The following is a 19280-nucleotide window of genomic DNA, read 5'->3' on the forward strand; positions in this document are numbered from 1 at the left end:
CTCGGGGCGCCGGGGGTGACGAAGCGATCGTCGGCTGCGCTCCGGAGGGGGCGCGGGTCTGGCGGTCCCGGAGCCTTTCGCGTGCCCGCTACTGCGAGCGGCGCCCGAACGAGACGGCATAGGCCTGGACCCGGGCGTCGATCAGCGGATCGTCCGAGACCTCGATGCCGTCGGTGAGGTTGTTCGGCATGAACAGCAGCGCCTTCTCGGCTTCGGCGCTGTCGGGCACTGCCTTCGACACGGTCAGCGTGCCGAGGTCGACGGTCTTGCGATCGTCGGGCCATGGCTTGGTCGCATCGTTGGTCGGGTCGCCCGGCTCAGCGAGCTGGGCCAGGACGCGGAACGTCGCCGGCCCCTTGGCGATGCGGGGCCCGATCTCCCCCATCAAAAAATTCGGGTCGCGCTTGGCCGCCTCCTCGGGGGGCAGGATCTCCTCGCCCTGAACCGGCTCGATCCGGAACCGGAACGGCCGACGCTTGCCGTCCTTGTCGACGAAGATGAAGGCGTTGACGCCGTTGTAGGTCTCCCGGGCGAGGCTCGACGGGGTCTTGGCGGTCGCCCCCGCCGTCGCGGCGGCCGGGTGGGCGGCGGCGAAGCGCTCCAGAGCGGTCGGATGCTCCGCCTTCGGGCCGCTCTCGGCCGCGGCCCTCAGGAGGTCGCGGAACTCCTCGCCGGTGGCGACCGGGAAGTATTTCAGCGCGTTGGTGACGACATCCATCTCGGCGCCGTCGCTCAGCTTGAACTTCAACGCCATCCCGTGCGGGTTGGCGTTGGCCGCGCCGTCCGGGATGGTCGGGACGCCGGTGGCGTCCGAGAAGCGGATCGTCACCGGCACCGGCGGGCCCGCGAACAGGGACGCCTTGCTGAGCCCGGCCGCCCCGGCCGACGGGGTGAAGCTGCCTTCGGCGACCACACCCTTGGCGTGGTTGGCGCGCGCGCCCGGATGCGTGCCGAACAGCGTGTTCATCGCGTCGACCGTCTGCTCGGCGGTGGAGGCGTCCTGGGCCAGGGCCGGCGCGGCCGCCGCGAGCGCGGTGCTCAAGAGGACGGCGTAACCCAATCTCGAACGCAGCATGAGGATCCTCTCGACAGCCACGGCCCGCCCGGGCCGGCCAACGGACCGGACCATCTTCTAGGGAGAGAATGGCCGAAGGCACAACCGGACGCTTCGCCGTTGAGCCGCGCGGGTTACGTTTCGGCCGGCTACGTCCGCTCGTGCGGCGCCGGAGCCTGCTACCGCGCCCCGCGATGGAGGTCGCCGTCGATCAGCAGGGCGCTGCGGCTGTCGAGCCGCGAACGGTAGACCTGGAGATTCTCCATCACCCGCTGCACGTAGTTGCGCGTCTCCGTGAAGGGGATGCGCTCGACCCAGTCGATCACGTCGACGTCGCCCCTGCGCGGGTCGCCGTAGGCGTCGATCCACTTCTTCACGTTGCCGCCGCCGGCATTGTACGAGGCGAAGGCCAGCACGTAGGAGCCGCGCCAATCCTCCAGGAGCTCGCCGAGATGGGCCTGGCCGAGCTTGGCGCAGTAGGCGGGGTCGCTGGTCAGGCGGTCGACGTCGAACGCGGCGGCGACCCGGCGGGCGGTGCGCTGGGCGGTGGCCGGCATCATCTGCATCAGGCCCCGGGCGCCGACGCCCGACTGGGCGCGGGGATCGAACTGGCTCTCCTGCCGGGCGATGGCGTAGACCATGGCCCGCTCCACCTGCGGGACCGCCGTGAAGGTCTCGTAGTCGGGGATGCCGATGGTCGGGTAGGCGTGGGCGTCGAGGGGCAGGCCGCGCTGGACGGCCAGCTTGCCGATCGCCACCAGGGCGCGGGCGTCCTTCATGTCGGTGGCGAGGTCACCCAGCGCCTGGAGCTCGCGCGGGTCGGTGAGTTCCCGGGCGGCGTCGATGTAGAGCGGCAGGGCCAGCTCCCGGATCCCGGCCTCGCCGAGCAGGCGCAGGGCCCGGATGTAGAGCCGGCCCTCGAAGGCCTGGCGCTCGGCCCCCTCCAGATCCGCGGGCGCCCGCAGGGGCAGGCTGGTCTGGCCGAGCCGTGCGCGGGCCACCTGTCCGTAATAGGCGATCGGCTGGAGGGCCGCCTTCTCGTAGAAGCGCTTCGCCGCGTCCGTCCGGCCGAGCGCCTCGGCCGCCCGGCCCTGCCAGTAGGCGGCCCGCGCCACCGAGACCGGGCTCTCCGCGATGGCCGTCACCCGCGCGAAGTGCTCGGCGGCGCGCGCCGGATCGCCGGCGAAGCGCAGGGCGATCCAGCCGGCGTGGAACTCGGCCTCGATCCGCTTCTCCGGCGTGCGCGCCGCCTGGGCGCTGGCGACCGTGTAGGCGGTCTTGGCATCACCGAGGTCGAGGAGCTTGCGCGCCACGATCCGGCGCTCGACCCACCACTCGTCGCCATCGACCAGCACGTCCGGGTTGCTCGGCGCTCCGGCGAGCACGGCGGCGGCTGCCTCGGGCTTGTCGGCCCGGCGGAAATACTGCGCCTTGGAGAAGGTGTAGGAGGCGTCGCCCCGGAGCGACGGCGGCACCGCGGCGAGCGCCGAAGGGGCCCCGGACGACTTGTCCTCCACGGCCCGGCGGGCGCGCACGAGGCTGGCATAGGCGCCCCCCGCGTAGCCGGCCGCCCGACCGGCGCTGTCCCAATCGTCCTTCAGGAGCGCCCGCTCCATCCGGTAGCGGTGATCGACCCGGGTGAGCACGTCCGGGAAGGCGTCGAGCACCTTGCCCTCCAGGGACCGCCCGAAGCTCTCGCCGCGCCAGAGGTCGCGGACCATGTCGGCGGCGTCGGCCTCGTAGCCCTCGGCGCGCAAAGCCAGCGCCAGGGCGAACTTGCCCGGCGCGCTCACCGGCTTCGCCGTGGCGAAGTAGGCGCGCACCGTGGCCGGGGGCTTCTTCTCGGAGAGCAGCGCCTCCTCGGCCCGGCGGCGCAGCAGCGGACCGGCCGGCCAGTCCGGGTTGGCCCGGGCGAAGGCGACGGTGCGGGCGAAGCCGATCCCGGCGCCGGCGCGGATCGCCACCCATTCGAGCAGCGCCCGGGCGGCGGGGTCGGTGAAGCCGTCGCGGATTCGGTCGCCATCGGCGACCCGGCCCTTGCGATAGAGGTCGATCGCTCCGCGCAGCAGCGTCGGGTCGGTCTCGCCCGAAATCTTCGGCCGCGCCGGGTCCGGCACCTCCGGCACCGGCGCGGCCGGGGTCACGGCGGCGTCGGGCAGCGGGAAGGCCACCGGCGCCTCCGGGTCGGCGGAGGCGTAGGCCGAGGCCGCCGCGGGCAGCGTCCGGGCGGGCTCCTCGCCCCGGTCGCCCAATTTCGTGTCGCTGGTCTCGTCGGCCCGGACAGCCGGGATCGGATCGAGCTTGAGGGCGTCGGCGGCCACCGGATCGGCGGCCTTCGCGGCCTCCGCGCCGCGGACCTGGGCGCTCGAGAGGGCGGCGTCGCTCGCGGGCGGTGCGGGCTGCGTCGCCGGCGCCTCCGCGTCGATCTGGCCCGCCAGCGCGACGCCGACGGTGAGCGCCGTGGCGACGAGCGCGGCGGCGCCGAGGGACGTGCGCTTCGAGACCGGATTCGAGGCCGCGGATCGGATCACGGGTCCCCCCTGCTGATCACCGGAGCGGGAAAGGCCGAGGATGGCGCCGAGACCATTAAGATCGCGTTAACCGTCGCCACGATCTGTTTGCGCCCCGTGGCGCGATTGCCTATGTCTGCCGGCCCGTGACCGTAAGGTGCGGACCCCGTGCGGCGCCGAGACCGCCGAAATCCCCGTCCAGACCCGTTGGGACGCCTGAGATGACCGAGATGACCGGGAGACGCCTGCGGGGCTCGCTCACCGCGCTTGTGACGCCGTTCCGCGACGGGGCCTTCGACGAGGCCGCCTTCCGCACGTTCGTGCGCTGGCAGATCGCGCAGGGCAGCCACGGCCTGGTGCCCACCGGCACCACCGGCGAGAGCCCGACCCTGACCCATGCCGAGCATGACCGGGTGGTCGAGGCCTGCATCGACGAGGCGGGCGGGCGCGTGCCCGTGGTGGCGGGCGCAGGCTCCAATTCCACCGCGGAGGCGGTCGAGCGGGCGCAACACGCCGAGCGCGCCGGGGCCGACGCCGTCCTGGTGGTGACGCCCTACTACAACAAGCCGACGCAAGAGGGTCTCTACGCCCACTTCAAGGCCGTCAACGATGCGGTCGGCATTCCGATCATCATCTACAACATCCCGCCGCGCTCCGTCGTCGACATGAGCGTCGAGACGATGGCCCGCCTGTTCGAACTGAAGAACATCGCCGGCGTGAAGGACGCGACCGCCAAGATCGACCGCGTCAGCCAGCAGCGTCAGGCCATGGGGGAGAGCTTCATCCAGCTTTCGGGCGAAGATGCGACGGCGCTCGGCTACAATGCCCAGGGCGGCCACGGCTGCATCTCGGTGGTGGCGAACGTCGCGCCCCGGCTGTGCGCCGATCTCCAGGAGGCGACGCTGTCGGGCGACTACGCCCGGGCGCTCACGATCCAGGACCGCCTGTTCCCGCTCCAGGCCGGCCTGTTCGCCGAGGCCAACCCGGCGCCGGTGAAGTACGCCCTCGCCCGCCTCGGCCACATCGCCGAGGAGTTGCGCCTGCCCATGGTGCCGGTCTCCGAGGCGACGCGCCGCATCGTGGACCACGCCCTGCGGCATGCCGGCCTTCTCGAAGGCTGAGGAGAGTCACGAACAATGGCCCCGAAACCGGAGCCCAGTCGGCGCGTCGTCGCCGACAACCGCGCGGCGCGTTACCATTACACGATCGAGGACACCCTCGAGGCCGGCATCGCGTTGACCGGCACCGAGGTGAAGTCCCTGCGCGGCGGCAAGGCGACGATCGGCGAGGCCTATGCCGGCCCCTCCGGCGGCGACTTGATGCTGTTCAACGCCTATATCCCGGAATATCTGGAGGCGAACCGCTTCAACCACGAACCCAAGCGCCCGCGCCGGCTGCTGCTGCACCGCCGCCAGATCAACAAGCTGATCGGCGCGACCCAGCGTCAGGGCTACACGGTGGTGCCGCTCAAGATCTACTTCAACGACAAGGGCCGGGCGAAGATCGAGCTGGGGCTGGGCAGGGGCAAGCAGGCCCATGACAAGCGCGAGGCCGCCAAGGAGCGCGACTGGCAGCGCGATCGGGCGCGGCTGCTGCGGGACCGGGGGTGAGCTCAGGCGATCCGCCTCACGGCCGAGGTCGGCTCGCAGGTCGGGATCGCTTGAGGCGGGCGGTTTCCCCTTGCGCAGCCTTCAGGAGCGTGTCCCAATCGTCCGGCGGATTGCCCCGGTGCAGCATCTTGCGAAACACCGCGTAAGCGTCGGATCGGCTGCCATAGGCGCGGAGTGATCGGTCATCGTTCACCCAGGCCAGCACGATCACGCGACGTCCGGCATCCTCCCGGTAGCGGAAGAACAGCCGGTATTGCTGGAGGAACTTCGCGCGGAACCAGTGACGATACTGGCTCCCGAGGGTGTCGCCCTGGCGGTATTCGGCCCGGGTCGGGTCCTCGGGTACGACCTCGAACGCGACCTTCAAGACGGCGGCGAGCAGCTTCGCGGGTCGCCTGCTGGCATAGCCCAGTGGATCCCGCTCCCGGGATGCCACCACTTCGGAGACGAGACTTTCGAGCTGGTCGAGAAACAACGGGTGGGCATAGATGTCCCACCCGTTGAGCTGCAAGGGCCGGTCGCTCAACCCGCGTCGCTTGGAAGGGCCTCATCCAAGTCGACCGCGATGCCTTCGACTAGGGCGGCGGCGCGCCGGTAGATCTCCTCGGAGACCGGCTGGATGGCGTGCGGACGTGTTTCGAGATCCCGCGCAATCAAGGTCAGGAATGGCCCGAGGGCAGGATCCTCCTCGGCCGGCGGATCCGCCTTCGCGACGGTGATCGTGCCGTCTGCCAGGCGGCGGAACACGATATGCCCGGATTTGCCCAGTCCAAGCATCCGTCTCACTGCCACCGGCACGGTGGTCTGACCGCGCGCCGTGACCGTGGCGGGGATCTCCAGAACCTCAGCCGCCTTGCCCATTGCACGCTCCGATCTGACGCCCGAAATGGTAATGCATCTGCATTGCCGATCAAGCCAGCGGGCCTCCGCCGGAGGCCGCCGGGTGTGTCGCCTTGGCTGTGGTCCCGCGATGTCCCACATTGGTGGTCTCGCCCGTGCGGCGTTCTGGGCCTGCGAACGCGAGGAGCGCCCCATGTCAGCCATGCACGACATCCTGCCGACCGACCTCCCCGCGCCCGTCGATGATGGCGCGGCCGATCACCTGCGCGGGATGCGTTTGCCCGACGTGGCGCTCACCGCCACGGACGGGCGCACGGTCTCGCTGGCGCGGCTGCCGGGCCGCACCGTGGCCTACGCCTATCCGCGCACCGGCGAGCCGGGGAAGCCGGGTCTCACGCCCGACTGGGACGCGATCCCGGGCGCCCGGGGCTGCACGCCGCAGGCCTGCGACTTCCGCGACCATCACGCCGACCTGAAGGCCCGCGGCGTCGCCCAGGTCTACGGCCTCTCGACCCAGACGAGTGCCTATCAAAGGGAGGCGGCCGAACGGCTGCACCTGCCGTTCCCGATGCTCGCCGATCCCCACCGCGCCTTCGCGATGGCGGCGCGCCTGCCGGTCTTCGAGGCCGGAGGGCAGGTGCTGCTGCGCCGTCTCACCCTGGTGATCGACGACGGCGTGGTCAGCCAGCTGTTCTACCCGGTCTTCCCGCCGGACCGAAGCGCCCGGCAGGTGATCGACTGGCTCGACGGCGCGGGCGCCTGAAGCGTCACTCCTCCTCGGCCTCGGGCTGGCGGATGCCGTAGCGGTTCTCGAGGCTCGGGCTCGGACGGCCCTCGCCGCGGTAGCGGCTCGGCGCGTCGCCGGCGGCCCGGGCCGGGCGCTCGCCCGGTTCGCGTCCGATCCGACCGGCGAGGCTCGCCAGATCGACGAATTCGTCCGCCTGGCGGCGCAGCTCGTCCGAGATCATCGACGGCTGGGTCTGGATGGTGGAGATCACCGTCACCTTGACGCCGCGCCGCTGCATCGCCTCGACCAGCGAGCGGAAATCGCCGTCCCCGGAGAACAGGATCATGTGATCGATATGCGCGCTGAGTTCGAGGGCGTCGATCGCCAGCTCGATATCCATGTTACCCTTATACTTCCGCCGCCCCATGGAATCCGTGAATTCCTTCACCGGCTTGGTCACCACGCGGTAGCCGTTGTAGTCGAGCCAATCGATCAGCGGCCGGATAGAGGAATACTCCTGATCCTCGATCATCGCAGTATAGTAGAATGCCCGGAGAAGGTTGTCCCGGGACTGAAATTCCTTGAGCAGCTTCTTGTAATCGATATCAAAGCCGAGGGCCTTAGTGGTCGCGTAGAGATTGGCGCCATCAATGAAGATCGCGCTGCGTTGGGATGCTGTCATGAACAGGTCGAGTCCTGAGGAAAAATACGGGAGGATAGAAAATCGCCTGATGAAACGGCCAGACTTCGCCCGCGGCCAGGGGCCGGGGTCGGGACGGCGCGATCGATCGTCGAGATAGTCTGCAATCCGGGGCGAAAAGCGCGGCCCTTGTCCGGTGACCGTCGCCCAGGCCAACGACCATTCCGTCGCAAGCGCGTCCTTGTCAAGCAGAGCGAAAAGATCTTCGCTGGGAAGATGGCCGGTTGGGGGCAGAATGGCCGGAACAGGCCATCGTTACGGATCTTCCGAAAGTTTTGGGACGATTTGCCGAAGTTGATCCCATAAACCTGAGATCCGCCCGACCCGGCCGGCTCAGCCGTTCACGCGCTCGACACTGTTGACCGGACGCTTGCCGCGCAACTCAGCGATGATCGCGTTGAGGTGCTGGAGGTCCCAGACCGAGAGGTCGATGGTGATGTCGGTGAAGTCCTGCGTCCGCCGTTTCATCGAGATGTTGTCGATGTTGCCGTCGTGATCGGCGATGACCTGGGCGATCTGCGCGAACACCCCCGGCTCGTTGATCGACTTGAGTGCCAGCCGGGCGGGGAAGCGCTCGCCGCCGAGGGCCTCGGTGTCCCACCGGACGTCGAGCCAGCGCTCCGGTTCGTTGTCGAAGGCCGCGAGCGCCGCGGACTGGATCGGATAGACGGTGACGCCGATTCCGGGGGTCAGGATTCCGACGATCCGATCCCCCGGGACCGCGCCGCCGTTCGGCGCGAAGGTCACCGGCAGGTCGCCCGCGAGGCCGCGGATCGGGATCGCGTCGGTCCGGTCCTCGGCCTCGCCCTCCCTGCCCTCGGCGCCCGGGAAGGTCAGCCGCATCGTCTGATCGGCCGAGCGCACGAGCCGGCCGGCGCCGTTGACGGCACCCTGCGGCGTGGGCGGCCGGCGCTCGTCGCGGTGATCGGGATAAACGGCGCGGACCACGTCGCCCGAGAACATCTCGCCCCGTCCGACCGCGGCGAACACGTCCTCGGTGCTCGCCCGGGCCAGGCGCGGCAGGGCGCCGCGCAGCTTGTCCTCCGAGAAGGTCTTGGCGGCGCGCTCGAAGGCCCGGTCCAGGATCTGGCGGCCGAGCCCGGCATATTGCCGGCGCACGGCGGTCCGGGTCGCGCGCCGGATCGCCGCCCGGGCCTTGCCGGTCACCACCAGGGATTCCCAGGCGGCCGGGGGCGAGGCGCCGTCAGAGCGCATGATCTCCACCTCGTCGCCGTTGGCGAGTCCGTGCAGCAGCGGTGCCATCCGGCCGTTGATCTTGGCGCCGACCGCGGTGTTGCCGACATCGGTGTGGACCGCGTAGGCGAAATCGATGGGCGTCGCGCCCCGCGGCAGGGCGATCAGCCGGCCCTTCGGGGTGAAGCAGAACACCTGATCCTGGAACAGCTCCAGCTTGGTGTGCTCCAGGAACTCCTCCGGGCTGTCGCCTTCGGCGAGCAGCTCGATGGTCCGGCGCAGCCACTGGTAGGCACCGCTCTCGGCGGCCAGCTTCGGGTGGACACTGCCCTCGGTGCGTCCGAAGTCCTTGGCCGGATCCTGGCCGAGATCCTTGTACTGGGCATGGGCGGCGATGCCGTACTCGGCGATCTCGTCCATGGCGCGGGTGCGGATCTGCAGCTCGACGCGCTGGCTCTTCGGCCCGATCACCGTGGTGTGGATCGAGCGGTAATCGTTCTGCTTCGGCGTCGAGATGTAGTCCTTGTAGCGCCCCGGGACCATCGGCCAGCTGGTATGGACGATGCCGAGCGCCGCGTAGCAGGACTGCACGGTGTCGACGACGACCCGGAAGCCGAAGATGTCGGAGAGCTGCTCGAACGCCACCGACTTGCGCTCCATCTTCGACCAGATCGAGAACGGGCGCTTCTGCCGGCCGCTCACCTCCGCGGTGATGCCCTGGGCGGCGAGCTTGTCGGTCAGCACCTGCGCGATGGTCTCGACCACGCTCTCGGATTTGGCGGTGAGCCGCGCCAGCCGCTGGGTGATGGTGGCGTAGACCTCCGGCTCGATGTTGCGGAAGGCCAGGTCCTCCAGCTCCTCGCGCAGCTCCTGCATGCCCATGCGGCCGGAGAGGGGCGCGTAGATGTCGAGGGTCTCCTGGGCGATGCGGTGACGCTTGTCCTCCCGCATGTGCTGCAGGGTCCGCATGTTGTGCAGGCGGTCGGCGAGCTTGACCAGCAGGACGCGCACGTCGGCCGCCACCGCGAGCAGCAGCTTGCGGAAGTTCTCGCCCTGGGCGGCCTGCTTGGAGACGAGGTCGAGGCGCTTGAGCTTGGTCAGGCCATCGACCAGCGCGCCGATCTCGGGCCCGAACAGCCGGCGGATCTCCTCGAGCGTCGCCTCGGTATCCTCGACGGTGTCGTGCAGGACCGCGGCCACGATGGTGGCGTCGTCGAGGTGGAGGTCCGTGAGGATCGCCGCGACTTCGAGGGGATGGGCGAAGAACGGGTCGCCCGAGGCGCGCTTCTGCGTGCCGTGCGCCTGCATGGCGTACACGTAGGCACGGTTGAGCAGCGCCTCGTCGGCGGCGGGGTTGTAGCGCTTGACCCGCTCGACGAGTTCGTACTGCCGCATCATCCGCCGGGACGGGATCGGCTCCTGGGGGGCACGCGGGGTCGGGATCACGCGCGATTGTTCCGCAACCGCGGGGCCGGCGCCAGCCCCCCGAGCGGGAAAAGCGCCCGGTGCGACCGCGGCATCCTCGGAACGAGAGAACCCGGCGTCTCCGCCGGGTCCGGTCTCGGTCAGGTCGTGCGTGTCGAGGCCCACGGGCCGGGGCTCACTCGCCCTCGTCGTCGGTCTCGACCGGCGGGGCGAGATTCTCGAGGCCGCGCAGGAGATCCTCCTCGCTCATCCGGTCGAACTGGACCGCCGCATCGTCGCTGGAGGATTGCGGTGCCACCGCGGCGGCGGCCGGCGAGCTCGACAGCAGCGGCACGGTCTCGGCCTCCGGCTCGTCGACCTCGACGTATTTCTGCAGCGAGTGGATCAACTGCTCCTTGAGGTCGTCGGCGGTGATCGTCTCGTCGCCGATCTCGCGCAGGGCCACGACCGGGTTCTTGTCGCGGTCGCGGTCGATGGTCAGGGGAGCGCCGGCGGCCAGCAGGCGCGCCCGGTGGCTCGCCAGCAGCACGAGCTCGAACCGGTTCTCGACCTTCTCGATGCAATCTTCGACGGTGACGCGCGCCATGCGGGGCGGCTCCTTCTTGAGCGACGGTGATGTCGGGTATGGGCCCACCCTACACCGGATGCCGTTGTGCAACAAGCACAGCGGCTTGCGCAGGACGCGCGTCGCCCGCCCGCCCCGGGCGGGCCGGTCCCGGCCGCCGTGGCCCCATGGTGCGGCGCATTGTTGACACCCGGCGCCGCGGGTGCGAGTGCGCGCCCCATTCCAGAGTTTCGGCCGACACGGGCGGCGTTCGGCGCCGCCCGGCGCCAGCGATCAAGACGAGCCATGCGCGCACTCATCTTTCCCGGGCAGGGCAGCCAGGCGGTCGGCATGGCGCGGGACCTCGCGCAGGCCTTCCCCCAGGCGAAGGCCGTGCTCGACGCGGTCGATGCCGCGCTGGGCCAGAACCTGTCGCGGCTGATGTTCGAGGGGCCGGCGGAGGAACTGACCCTCACCGCCAACGCCCAGCCGGCCCTGATGGCGGCGAGCCTCGCGGTGTTGCGCGTGCTGGAGGCCGAGCGCGGCCTCGATCTCGAACGCGACGTCGCCTGCGTGGCCGGCCATTCGCTCGGCGAATACGCGGCGCTCGCGGCCGCCGGCAGCCTGTCTATCGCGGACGCGGCGCGGCTGCTGCGCCTGCGCGGCGCGGCCATGCAGGAGGCAGTGGCGCCGGGCGCGGGCGCCATGGCGGCGCTGATCGGCACCGATCTGGAGGCCGCCCGCGCCCTGGCCGAGGAGGCCGCCCGGGAGGCAGGCGGCGGCGCGGTCTGCGATGTCGCCAACGACAATGGCGGCGGCCAGGTGGTCCTGTCGGGCGACCGGCCGGCCGTGGAGCGCGCCATCGGCCTCGCCACGGGCCGCGGGATCAAGCGCGCGGTCATGCTCAATGTCTCGGCGCCGTTCCATTGCCGCCTGATGGCCCCCGCCGCCGAGGCCATGGCCCGGGCCCTCGCCGCCGTGACCCTGGCGGCCCCGCGCGTCACCCTCTACGCCAATGTCCGGGCAGCCCCGGTCTCGGAGCCGGAGGCGATCCGCGCGGCCCTGGTCGCGCAGGTCACCGGCACCGTGCGCTGGCGGGAGAGCGTCGCCGCCATGGCGGAGGCCGGCGTCGACCGGTTCCACGAACTCGGCGCCGGCAAGGTGCTCACCGGCCTCGTCAAGCGCATCGCCCCCCAGGCCTCGGCCACGGCGATCGGCACGCCCGCGGACGTCGCCGCCTTCGCGCTCTGATCCCACAGGAGCCCCGCATGTTCGATCTCACCGGCCGAAAAGCCCTCGTCACCGGCGCCACCGGCGGCCTCGGCCAGGCGATCGCTCGGACGCTGCACGCCCAGGGCGCCACGGTGGCGCTCTCCGGCACGCGCCTGCCGGCCCTGGAGGCGCTGGCGGCCGAACTCGGCGCGCGGGCGAGCCCCGTGGCGGCCGACCTCGCCGACCGGGATTCGGTGGAGGGGCTGGTCCCGGCCGCCGAGGCGGCGATCGGCCCGCTGGACATCCTGATCAACAATGCCGGCATCACGCGGGACAACCTGTTCCTGCGGATGAAGGACGAGGAGTGGGAGCAGGTGCTCGCCGTGAACCTCACCGCCGCCTTCCGCCTGTCGCGGGCCGCCGTGAAGGGCATGATGCGCCGCCGCTCCGGGCGGATCGTCAATATCGGCTCGGTGGTCGGCTCGACCGGCAATCCCGGGCAGGGCAATTACGCCGCCGCCAAGGCCGGCCTTGTCGGCCTGACCAAGGCGCTGGCCGCCGAGGTCGCCACCCGCGGGATCACGGTCAACTGCGTCGCCCCGGGCTTCATCGCCTCGCCCATGACCGACGCCCTCACCGAGAAGCAGCGCGAGGGCATCCTCACCCGGGTGCCGGCCGGGCGCCTCGGCGAGGGGGCGGAGGTGGCGGCGGCCTGCCTCTACCTCGCCTCCGCGGAGGCGGGCTACGTCACCGGCCACACGCTGCACGTGAACGGCGGAATGGCGATGTACTAGACGATGGATACGGGTCGCGATCGCTGCCGAATCGCCCCGGCCGACACGCAAGTGCCACACCGATGAAGGGTTTCTGAACGGCCCTCGCCTTGGCCGGAACCCTGTGCTACCACGCCCCGCGGCCGTACAGGGGGTTGACGGTTCAGCGAGTTTTCAGTCCAAGGCCCCCCGGCGGGGCCATCCCGGCTCAACGCGCCGGTTCACCTCGAAGCACGCGCGATCGGACACCGGCCCGTCAACAAGCCCGCAGGGGCGCGACGTGGCCACGGCACCACCCCGAGACGACTGACAGACCAAAAGGACGAGGACGGAAGACCGATGAGCGATATCGCTGAGCGCGTGAAGAAGATCGTCGTCGAGCACCTGGGCGTCGAGCCCGAGAAGGTGGTCGAGAGCGCCAACTTCATCGACGACCTCGGTGCCGACAGCCTCGACACGGTCGAGCTGGTGATGGCCTTCGAGGAAGAGTTCAACGTCGAGATCCCGGACGACGCGGCCGAGACGATCCAGACGGTCGGTGACGCCGTGAAGTTCCTGGAGAAGAACTCCGCCGCCTGACGGCGCCGGGGACCGGATTTCGCGCGGCGCGGGTGAGGCGAAACAGCCCCCGCGCCGTTACGCATTTCAAGGCTCGGAGTCGTGAAGGGTCCGCCGGGACCGATCCCGCCTCCGGAGGTGTTGGACGATGCGCGACCGCGGCGGCGACGGCGGGGCGGCGCTTCAGGACGGGACGAGTGCGATGCGGCGGGTGGTGGTCACGGGTCTGGGGATGGTCACGCCGCTCGGCAGCGGGGTCGAGCACACCTGGAGCCGCCTGATCGCGGGCGACAGCGGCGCCGGCCCGATCCGCGGCTTCGAATCCGCCGACCTGCCCTGCCGGATCGCCGCGCAGGTCGTGTTCGGCGACGGCACCGACGGCACCTTCAACCCCGACGCGGTGATGGAGCCCAAGGAGCAGCGCAAGGTCGATCCGTTCATCGTCTACGCCATGGCGGCGGCCGACGAGGCCCTGAAGGATGCCGGCTGGGCACCGAAGAGCCACGAGGACCAATGTGCCACCGGCGTGCTGATCGGCTCCGGCATCGGCGGCATCGGCGGCATCTACGACGCCTCCGTGACCCTGCACGAGAAGGGCCCGCGCCGGATCTCGCCGTTCTTCATCCCGGGCCGGATCATCAACCTCGCCTCCGGCCAGGTCTCGATCGCCCACGGGCTGAAGGGCCCGAATAACGCCGTGGTGACGGCCTGCTCCACCGGCGCCCACGCGATCGGCGACGCGAGCCGCCTGATCGCGCTGGGCGACGCCGACGTGATGGTGGCGGGCGGCGCCGAATCGCCGGTCAACCGCCTCTCCATCGCGGGCTTCTCCGCCTGCCGGGCGCTGACCACGGGCTTCAACGACACGCCGGAAAAGGCCTCCCGCCCCTACGACCGCGACCGCGACGGCTTCCTCATGGGCGAGGGCGCCGGCATCGTGGTGCTGGAGGAATACGAGCACGCCAAGGCCCGCGGCGCGAAGATCTACGCCGAGGTGGTGGGCTACGGCCTCTCGGGCGACGCCTACCACATCACCTCCCCCTCCCCGGACGGCGACGGCGCCTTCCGCTGCATGAGCGCGGCGGTGAAGCGGGCCGGGATCTCGCCCGCCGAGATTGGCTACATCAACGCCCACGGCACCTCGACGCCCATGGGCGATGAGCTGGAGCTGAAGGCCGTGGAGCGCCTCCTGGGCGATGCCGCCGCGGGGGCGACGATGTCGTCCACCAAGAGCTCGGTCGGCCATCTGCTCGGCGCCGCCGGCTCGGTCGAGGCGATTTTTTCGATCCTCGTCCTGCGCGACGGCGTGATCCCGCCGACGCTCAACCTCGACAATCCCTCGGTCCAGACCAAGATCGATCTGGTGCCATTTGAGGCGAAGCGGAAGCAGGTGGATGTGGTGCTGTCGAACTCGTTTGGGTTTGGGGGGACGAATGCGTCGCTGGTGATGCGGCGGGTCAGCTAAGACTTTGTTGATGCGGCGGATTTGTAAGTAATTTCCTTAGGATCCGCGGCTACTTTTTTTCTCTTCTTTTTCGCGGTTTTAGCTTTCTCTAAGAGATGATTGGCTAGCGACAACAGTTCCAGGGCTCTCTCTGGATCGTCGTCGAACTCGTTTTCATGTGCTCTCGGGTTTCTGACTCCTTGCATGGCGCCGGAGAATATCCTCATATATCCCGCCTGCTCATCTTTCTGCGAGGCAGAATAAAAATCGTTCAGGCATAATATTGGGCTGTTTGGTGAGAACGCTAACTCCATTAGCTTCACGCCATCTTGTCCAGGAATTCGTACCCTGCGCTTAATATAGTTATTGACATATTTGAATGCTTCCAAAACGGCATCTTGATAATGTCCTGCTTTGAAGCGCGACTCTGTATGTCTTCTTAGTTCTTCGTCTTTAACGCTGGCTAAATAGCGTTCCGTCAGCGTTATTGTCCGCTGCGGCGGTGGTAGAAGCGGCTGACCTCCTAAGCCAACTCGCTTTACGATGGCTGAGATCTCACGAGCAAAGGCGATAACTGGCAGCATATCCACTAATTTCTAAGGTGTTTCGCCATACTTGCGAAGATCGTCTCAATTTGGGTGTTGGTTGCATCTGCGGAAATATGTATCTGTATATTGAGATTGATCGATGTTTCGAATTCAGCTCGATTTGCTCCGCTGCTTTGGTTAGGTCTTGGCACTTCTGATGCCGCACTGTCAGGTGTACGTGCGGCTGCAACTTTTTTAGTGGGAGCGGATTTTGATGCAATTGTGCCTGAGCGACGAGGTGCTTGACTCGTATCTTCGCTTGGAATTTCTCCGGCTGCTAATATCATATACACAGCGGCTTTTCGTTTTGCCGCGCCAGCGCCCAATTTCTCGTGCCTGCTAATCCAATTAATTATCTTGTCTTCTTCTGGATCGGGAGGCTGGCCAATCTCTATCAGCTCTTCAGGATAGGAATTTTTTAGTAGATGCAGACAAACTTCTTTGTATTTATTATCATCGCGCCAATCATACACAATATCTGTCGGCGTTGCATCGGCATTTAGGAGGCCAACCTTGATAAAATTTCCCAAATACTTGCTGGCCGACTTCTCATTAACGCCGATCATTGTCGATAAGTAAGTATCTGTGACCTTTTTTGGAATTGATTTCTTGAATGCCGAACGAAGTTTCCACCACATACTTACCGGGAATTCGGGTAAATTCAGGTCTGCCACGGTATAGTTACCTTTCGACACTACCTGACATTTTTTTTGTAGATTTAGGTGATATTGCAACTTAAAATTTTAGATATCCACAACCAGCTTCGGAACACCCTAGACATCAAAGGCAATAGCTAAAACAAATAATGATGTCGGTAGTTTAGGCCTGGATCACCACCCCCTTCGCTCCGCCTCCCCCGGCACCCGCCCCTGCGGCGTGAGCGCATGCACCACCTCCGGCAGCGCCTGGGCCAGCTGCGAAAGCAGCGCATTACGGTCCAGCCCGGTCTGGCTCTGGAGGGTGTCCACCGTGTCGGGGCCGAGCGCCCGGGCGAGCTGGTCCGGGGCCACCGGGTGGTTGGCGCCGGATCCGATCCAGGACTCGATCACGTCGCCGAGGCCGCCCTGGCGGAAGCGGTCGACCAGCCCGTCAAGGCCGCCGAGATCCCCCTGCCCCGCCGGGGCGGCGCGGCTCGGGGCCGGGGCGGCGCCCGGGCCGTCGAGCATGCCGGAGAGATCGGAAAAATCGCCGGGCGGCAGGGACGGGTCGAAGGTCGCGCCCGGGCCGGATTCGCGGCGCTGGCCGCCCTGGTCGAAGCCGCCGATATCGCCGGACGGGTCCGGGGCGCCCCGCCCGCCAGCAGCGGGGGGCCGGCCGGGATCGCCTCCATAGGGCCCGGCACTGCCGGAGCGGTCGACCCCGGGGCCCGGCTCGCCCTGGCGGCCGTGGCCGAAGATGTCGCCGAAGCCGCCGCTCGCGCCCTTGGTCAGCAGCAGCATCAGCAGGGCCTTCACCAGGGGCGACATCCCCGCGGATCCCAGCTTCTGCCCGCCGAACACCTGACCGAGCACGCCGCCGATCGCCGATTCGAGCAAACCCATAGGCCCCTCCCCCGGGGCCCAGCCCGGGCCCGGGCGAACAACCCCCAAGGGTGGCCGCGGGTTGCGCGGGGCCGGTTCCCGGAGGCGGCCCTCAGCGCCGGACGGCGAGGTGCCGGCCCAGCGCCCCGAGGGCGCAGCCGGCGAGGTAGGCCGGCAGGATCAGGGCGGCGCCCTCTAGCCAGAGACCCGGCAGGCCGGGCACGAAGGCGGCGAGGGCCGCCGCCGCCACGAGCCCGGCGGCCACGAACAGGCCGAGCGGCACGGCGTACCGGTCCGGCCAGCCCGACAGCGCCCCGACCACGAGGCCGAGCGCCGCCGCCCCGGCGAGTCCGGGCCAGAATCCCACGAGCAGCAGCATCACGGCCGTCCGGCCTCCCTGCGGGCGCGGCGCCCAAGCGCATCGGGGCGCCCCCCGGCGCCCGGGGGCGGGGCGGAGCGAACGGGCCTCACGGCAGCAGCACGAGGGTGACCGGACCGGCGGGGCCGTCCGGCCCGGCGCCAACCTGATCCGGGCGGGCGCCGGCCTGGAGCAGATACTCCACCACGGCCTGGGCGCGCAGCCGCGGCAGGTCCTGCGGCGGCTCCTCGGCGGCCTCCGCGGGTTTCTTCGGGGCCGGCTTGTCGCGTTTGGCGGCCTCGGTGCCGGACCCCTTGCCAGGTCCTTTGGCGGCGTTCGCGGCGCCGGGCTTGGGGTCGGGCTTGGCGGGCGCCTCCGGCTTGGCCGCGCTGGCGATTCGGGTCGGCTCCGCGGCGTCCGGAGCCGCGGCGGCGCCCGGCGCGGGTTTCGCCGGGTCGGCGGGGCCCGAGACGGCGATGCGCAGGGCCGGACAGGCCTTGGCCAGGGCCGCCAGGGCGTCGAGGGTGGGATAGAAGGACGGAGCCGGCACGGGGCTGCCGACCGGGAAGCGCAGATCCGCCCCCGCGACCAGGGTGGCGAACTCCGCCCGGCAGGTTGCCGGGTCGCGCCGTTCCGCCGGCTGCCGGGCCGAGACCGCGGCCTGCCCGGTCCAGCCGGGGGGCAGCGCCTCCGCGAGCCGGTCGGGCGCCCGGGCGGCGGCCTCGCGGTAGAGGCTCTCCCCGGTCAGGCGCAGGGTCCGGTCGGAGACGCTCACCTCCCCGGCGGCGAGGCTCGCCACCAGGGGGGCCGCGGCCGCCAGCGCCGCGCCGAGATCCGGCGGCGCCCCGTCGGCGAGGCGCGTGCGGTCGAGGATCGGCTCGCGGAACAGGCGCGGCCGCAGGGCGTCGAGCACCCGCTCCCGGGTGGCGGCATCCGGGACATGCCCGGTGAGCGTGACCGCCTCCGGCGTCCGGCGGATCGCCACCCGATAGGGCGAGAGCGGCCGGGCCATCAGCGAGACCGGCCCGGCCATCACGCCGGCGGGCCGGGCGTCGCGCATCAGCGCGGCGGCGTCGGGGATCGCCTGCCCGTCGATGGCGTCGCCGCTGACCGAGACCGCGCCGTCCGCGAAGGCGACCCGGCCGGTCTGGATCAGCGCGGCGAGGCGAAACGCGAAGGCGATCAGGTTCCTCGGATCGATCGCCGGGTCCAGGCCCCGGGCGGTCACGAGCCGGTCGTCCACGGTCCCGCCGGGGGCTCCGGCGGCGATCTCCTGCGCGGCCTCCTCTGCGGCGCGCTCGGCGGCCGCGCGGTCCGCCGCGGAGGGCACGAAACCCTCGAGGACGATCCCGCGCGCGGTCTTCTCCACGGCGAAGCGGTACTGCGCCACCCGCGGCGGCAGGATCTCAATGCGACCGATGCTGAACCCCTCCGGCGGATCCGACAGGGCCGCCCGCAGCGCCTCGTAGGCCGGCACATCCAGGGCCTCGCCGGACAGGCTGAGCACGGTGTCGCTGAGCGCGGCGCGCCCGCCGGCGGCCAGCCCGGAGAGCCGCGCCGCCAGGAAGGCCGCCGCGCCGGGGAAGTCCGGTGGCGCCCCCCGGGCGGCCCGGGCGGTGTCGTCGAGACTGGTGCCGAGGCCCAGCGCCCCGGTGATCCGCGCCTCCAGGGCTCGGCGGCCGATCTCGGCCGGCCGGCTGCCCTCCAGGGCGACCCGGTTCGGCCCCAGGCGAATCGCCGCCCACTGGAACGGCGCGGCGGTCTCGACCAGGCCGAGCCCGGAGACGATCCGGCGGGGCCCGTCCAGGGCGGCGAGGCGGGACAGGATTGTCGCGCGGGCCGCTGCATCGGGCGCCTCGCCGGCCGCCGCGAGGTCGCGGCCCCGCGCCTCCAGCCGCAGCCAGGGCTCGCCGGTGGCAGTGGCGGTGCCGGCCGCCACCGGCGCAGAAGTGGCCTCGAGCCGCTCGGCGATCTGCGGGGCGGCGTAGAGGCTGGCGCTCGCCCAGACCAGCGCGAGCGCCGGCAGGCCGGCGAGCCAGCCGATGCGGCGCAAGCCTCGGGTGATGGGTTCGGGCAAGGGCACGGTCGTGAGCGGGTCGGATCCGGTGGCGAGACGACACCGCCTTTCCGGCAGCATGAAGGCCGCCCCGGCCCGGCCCGCGACGCCGCGCCGCCGGAACCCCCCCGGATCGGTCCGGTTGGCCGAGGTACCCGTCATCCGGAG

General features: G+C 70.0%; 19 protein-coding genes. 7 read left to right on the forward strand and 12 right to left on the reverse strand.

Annotation, left to right across the window (positions count from 1 at the left end; genetic code table 11):
• Positions 1-88: 88 nt before the first annotated feature.
• On the reverse strand, positions 89-1075 hold the full coding sequence (locus tag AC3IF1_RS21840) for a catalase family peroxidase (protein ID WP_489219315.1): 987 nt from the start codon (positions 1073-1075) through the stop codon (positions 89-91).
• Between the two features lie 158 nt (positions 1076-1233).
• Positions 1234-3585: a lytic transglycosylase domain-containing protein gene (locus AC3IF1_RS21845; RefSeq protein ID WP_489219317.1), complete on the reverse strand. Its 2352-nt coding sequence runs from the start codon at positions 3583-3585 to the stop codon at positions 1234-1236.
• Between the two features lie 200 nt (positions 3586-3785).
• On the opposite strand from AC3IF1_RS21845, the gene dapA reads away from it, so the two are divergent.
• Both dapA and smpB read left to right on the forward strand, forming a co-directional pair.
• A complete protein-coding gene (gene dapA / locus AC3IF1_RS21850; protein WP_243970395.1) occupies positions 3786-4685 on the forward strand; it encodes a 4-hydroxy-tetrahydrodipicolinate synthase in 900 nt (299 codons plus the stop codon).
• Between the two features lie 15 nt (positions 4686-4700).
• The gene (smpB, locus tag AC3IF1_RS21855) at positions 4701-5174 is read left to right on the forward strand and encodes an SsrA-binding protein SmpB (protein ID WP_489219319.1); all 474 of its coding nucleotides are present in this window, start codon (positions 4701-4703) and stop codon (positions 5172-5174) included.
• A 16-nt stretch (positions 5175-5190) separates the two neighbouring features.
• On the opposite strand, the gene AC3IF1_RS21860 is transcribed toward smpB, so the two are convergent.
• Entirely contained in the window at positions 5191-5700 is a 510-nt protein-coding gene (locus AC3IF1_RS21860) for a type II toxin-antitoxin system YhaV family toxin (protein ID WP_489219321.1), read from the reverse strand.
• Entirely contained in the window at positions 5697-6035 is a 339-nt protein-coding gene (locus AC3IF1_RS21865; protein ID WP_243970389.1) for a type II toxin-antitoxin system PrlF family antitoxin, read from the reverse strand. The genes AC3IF1_RS21860 and AC3IF1_RS21865 overlap by 4 nt, the downstream gene beginning before the upstream one ends.
• A 172-nt stretch (positions 6036-6207) precedes the next feature.
• On the opposite strand from AC3IF1_RS21865, the gene AC3IF1_RS21870 reads away from it, so the two are divergent.
• Positions 6208-6777, forward strand: a complete 570-nt coding sequence (locus tag AC3IF1_RS21870; protein ID WP_489219324.1) for a peroxiredoxin — start codon at positions 6208-6210, stop codon at positions 6775-6777.
• Positions 6778-6781: 4 nt separating this feature from the next.
• On the opposite strand, the gene AC3IF1_RS21875 is transcribed toward AC3IF1_RS21870, so the two are convergent.
• From AC3IF1_RS21875 to rpoZ, 3 genes are all read right to left on the reverse strand, one after another.
• On the reverse strand, positions 6782-7423 hold the full coding sequence (locus tag AC3IF1_RS21875) for a LabA-like NYN domain-containing protein (RefSeq protein WP_243970385.1): 642 nt from the start codon (positions 7421-7423) through the stop codon (positions 6782-6784).
• Positions 7424-7774: 351 nt separating this feature from the next.
• The gene (locus AC3IF1_RS21880) at positions 7775-10033 is read right to left on the reverse strand and encodes a RelA/SpoT family protein (RefSeq protein ID WP_243970519.1); all 2259 of its coding nucleotides are present in this window, start codon (positions 10031-10033) and stop codon (positions 7775-7777) included.
• A 202-nt stretch (positions 10034-10235) separates the two neighbouring features.
• Positions 10236-10646, reverse strand: coding sequence for a DNA-directed RNA polymerase subunit omega (rpoZ, locus tag AC3IF1_RS21885; RefSeq protein ID WP_243970383.1), 411 nt, complete (start codon positions 10644-10646; stop codon positions 10236-10238).
• 264 nt (positions 10647-10910) lie between these two features.
• Here rpoZ and fabD point away from each other — a divergent pair, with 264 nt between their 5' ends.
• The 4 genes from fabD to fabF all read left to right on the forward strand — a co-directional run bounded on the left by fabD (position 10911) and on the right by fabF (position 14612).
• The gene (gene fabD, locus AC3IF1_RS21890; protein WP_489219327.1) at positions 10911-11855 is read left to right on the forward strand and encodes an ACP S-malonyltransferase; all 945 of its coding nucleotides are present in this window, start codon (positions 10911-10913) and stop codon (positions 11853-11855) included.
• A gap of 17 nt (positions 11856-11872) precedes the next feature.
• Positions 11873-12610 (forward strand): 3-oxoacyl-[acyl-carrier-protein] reductase, encoded by a 738-nt coding sequence (fabG, locus tag AC3IF1_RS21895; RefSeq protein WP_489219328.1) that lies wholly within the window; start codon positions 11873-11875, stop codon positions 12608-12610.
• Between the two features lie 318 nt (positions 12611-12928).
• A complete protein-coding gene (locus AC3IF1_RS21900; RefSeq protein WP_007559070.1) occupies positions 12929-13168 on the forward strand; it encodes an acyl carrier protein in 240 nt (79 codons plus the stop codon).
• A 181-nt stretch (positions 13169-13349) separates the two neighbouring features.
• On the forward strand, positions 13350-14612 hold the full coding sequence (gene fabF, locus AC3IF1_RS21905; protein WP_489220436.1) for a beta-ketoacyl-ACP synthase II: 1263 nt from the start codon (positions 13350-13352) through the stop codon (positions 14610-14612).
• Here the strand turns inward: fabF and AC3IF1_RS21910 are convergent.
• The 5 genes from AC3IF1_RS21910 to AC3IF1_RS21930 form a co-directional block, all read right to left on the reverse strand.
• Entirely contained in the window at positions 14609-15175 is a 567-nt protein-coding gene (locus AC3IF1_RS21910; protein WP_489219329.1) for a TIGR02391 family protein, read from the reverse strand. The two genes, fabF and AC3IF1_RS21910, sit on opposite strands and share 4 nt — an antisense overlap.
• Before the next feature lie 5 nt (positions 15176-15180).
• Positions 15181-15852, reverse strand: coding sequence for a DUF5343 domain-containing protein (locus AC3IF1_RS21915; RefSeq protein WP_489219331.1), 672 nt, complete (start codon positions 15850-15852; stop codon positions 15181-15183).
• Positions 15853-16008: 156 nt separating this feature from the next.
• A complete protein-coding gene (locus tag AC3IF1_RS21920; protein ID WP_489219332.1) occupies positions 16009-16719 on the reverse strand; it encodes a YidB family protein in 711 nt (236 codons plus the stop codon).
• 91 nt (positions 16720-16810) lie between these two features.
• On the reverse strand, positions 16811-17077 hold the full coding sequence (locus AC3IF1_RS21925) for a hypothetical protein (RefSeq protein ID WP_489219334.1): 267 nt from the start codon (positions 17075-17077) through the stop codon (positions 16811-16813).
• Positions 17078-17165: 88 nt separating this feature from the next.
• Positions 17166-19274, reverse strand: coding sequence for a hypothetical protein (locus AC3IF1_RS21930; RefSeq protein WP_489219336.1), 2109 nt, complete (start codon positions 19272-19274; stop codon positions 17166-17168).
• Positions 19275-19280: the final 6 nt, after the last annotated feature.

The organism is Methylobacterium sp. E-012 (assembly GCF_057836545.1).

Excerpts from the sequence above, each read along its gene's own strand:
- AC3IF1_RS21840 (WP_489219315.1), bottom strand. The coding sequence starts at position 1,075 with ATGCTGCGTTCGAGATTGGGTTACGCCGTCCTCTTGAGCACCGCGCTC.
- dapA (WP_243970395.1), top strand. The coding sequence starts at position 3,786 with ATGACCGAGATGACCGGGAGACGCCTGCGGGGCTCGCTCACCGCGCTT.
- smpB (WP_489219319.1), top strand. The coding sequence starts at position 4,701 with ATGGCCCCGAAACCGGAGCCCAGTCGGCGCGTCGTCGCCGACAACCGC.
- AC3IF1_RS21865 (WP_243970389.1), bottom strand. The coding sequence starts at position 6,035 with ATGGGCAAGGCGGCTGAGGTTCTGGAGATCCCCGCCACGGTCACGGCG.
- AC3IF1_RS21870 (WP_489219324.1), top strand. The coding sequence starts at position 6,208 with ATGTCAGCCATGCACGACATCCTGCCGACCGACCTCCCCGCGCCCGTC.
- AC3IF1_RS21875 (WP_243970385.1), bottom strand. The coding sequence starts at position 7,423 with ATGACAGCATCCCAACGCAGCGCGATCTTCATTGATGGCGCCAATCTC.
- AC3IF1_RS21880 (WP_243970519.1), bottom strand. The coding sequence starts at position 10,033 with ATGATGCGGCAGTACGAACTCGTCGAGCGGGTCAAGCGCTACAACCCC.
- rpoZ (WP_243970383.1), bottom strand. The coding sequence starts at position 10,646 with ATGGCGCGCGTCACCGTCGAAGATTGCATCGAGAAGGTCGAGAACCGG.
- fabD (WP_489219327.1), top strand. The coding sequence starts at position 10,911 with ATGCGCGCACTCATCTTTCCCGGGCAGGGCAGCCAGGCGGTCGGCATG.
- fabG (WP_489219328.1), top strand. The coding sequence starts at position 11,873 with ATGTTCGATCTCACCGGCCGAAAAGCCCTCGTCACCGGCGCCACCGGC.
- AC3IF1_RS21900 (WP_007559070.1), top strand. The coding sequence starts at position 12,929 with ATGAGCGATATCGCTGAGCGCGTGAAGAAGATCGTCGTCGAGCACCTG.
- fabF (WP_489220436.1), top strand. The coding sequence starts at position 13,350 with ATGCGGCGGGTGGTGGTCACGGGTCTGGGGATGGTCACGCCGCTCGGC.
- AC3IF1_RS21910 (WP_489219329.1), bottom strand. The coding sequence starts at position 15,175 with ATGCTGCCAGTTATCGCCTTTGCTCGTGAGATCTCAGCCATCGTAAAG.
- AC3IF1_RS21920 (WP_489219332.1), bottom strand. The coding sequence starts at position 16,719 with ATGGGTTTGCTCGAATCGGCGATCGGCGGCGTGCTCGGTCAGGTGTTC.
- AC3IF1_RS21925 (WP_489219334.1), bottom strand. The coding sequence starts at position 17,077 with ATGCTGCTGCTCGTGGGATTCTGGCCCGGACTCGCCGGGGCGGCGGCG.
- AC3IF1_RS21930 (WP_489219336.1), bottom strand. The coding sequence starts at position 19,274 with ATGACGGGTACCTCGGCCAACCGGACCGATCCGGGGGGGTTCCGGCGG.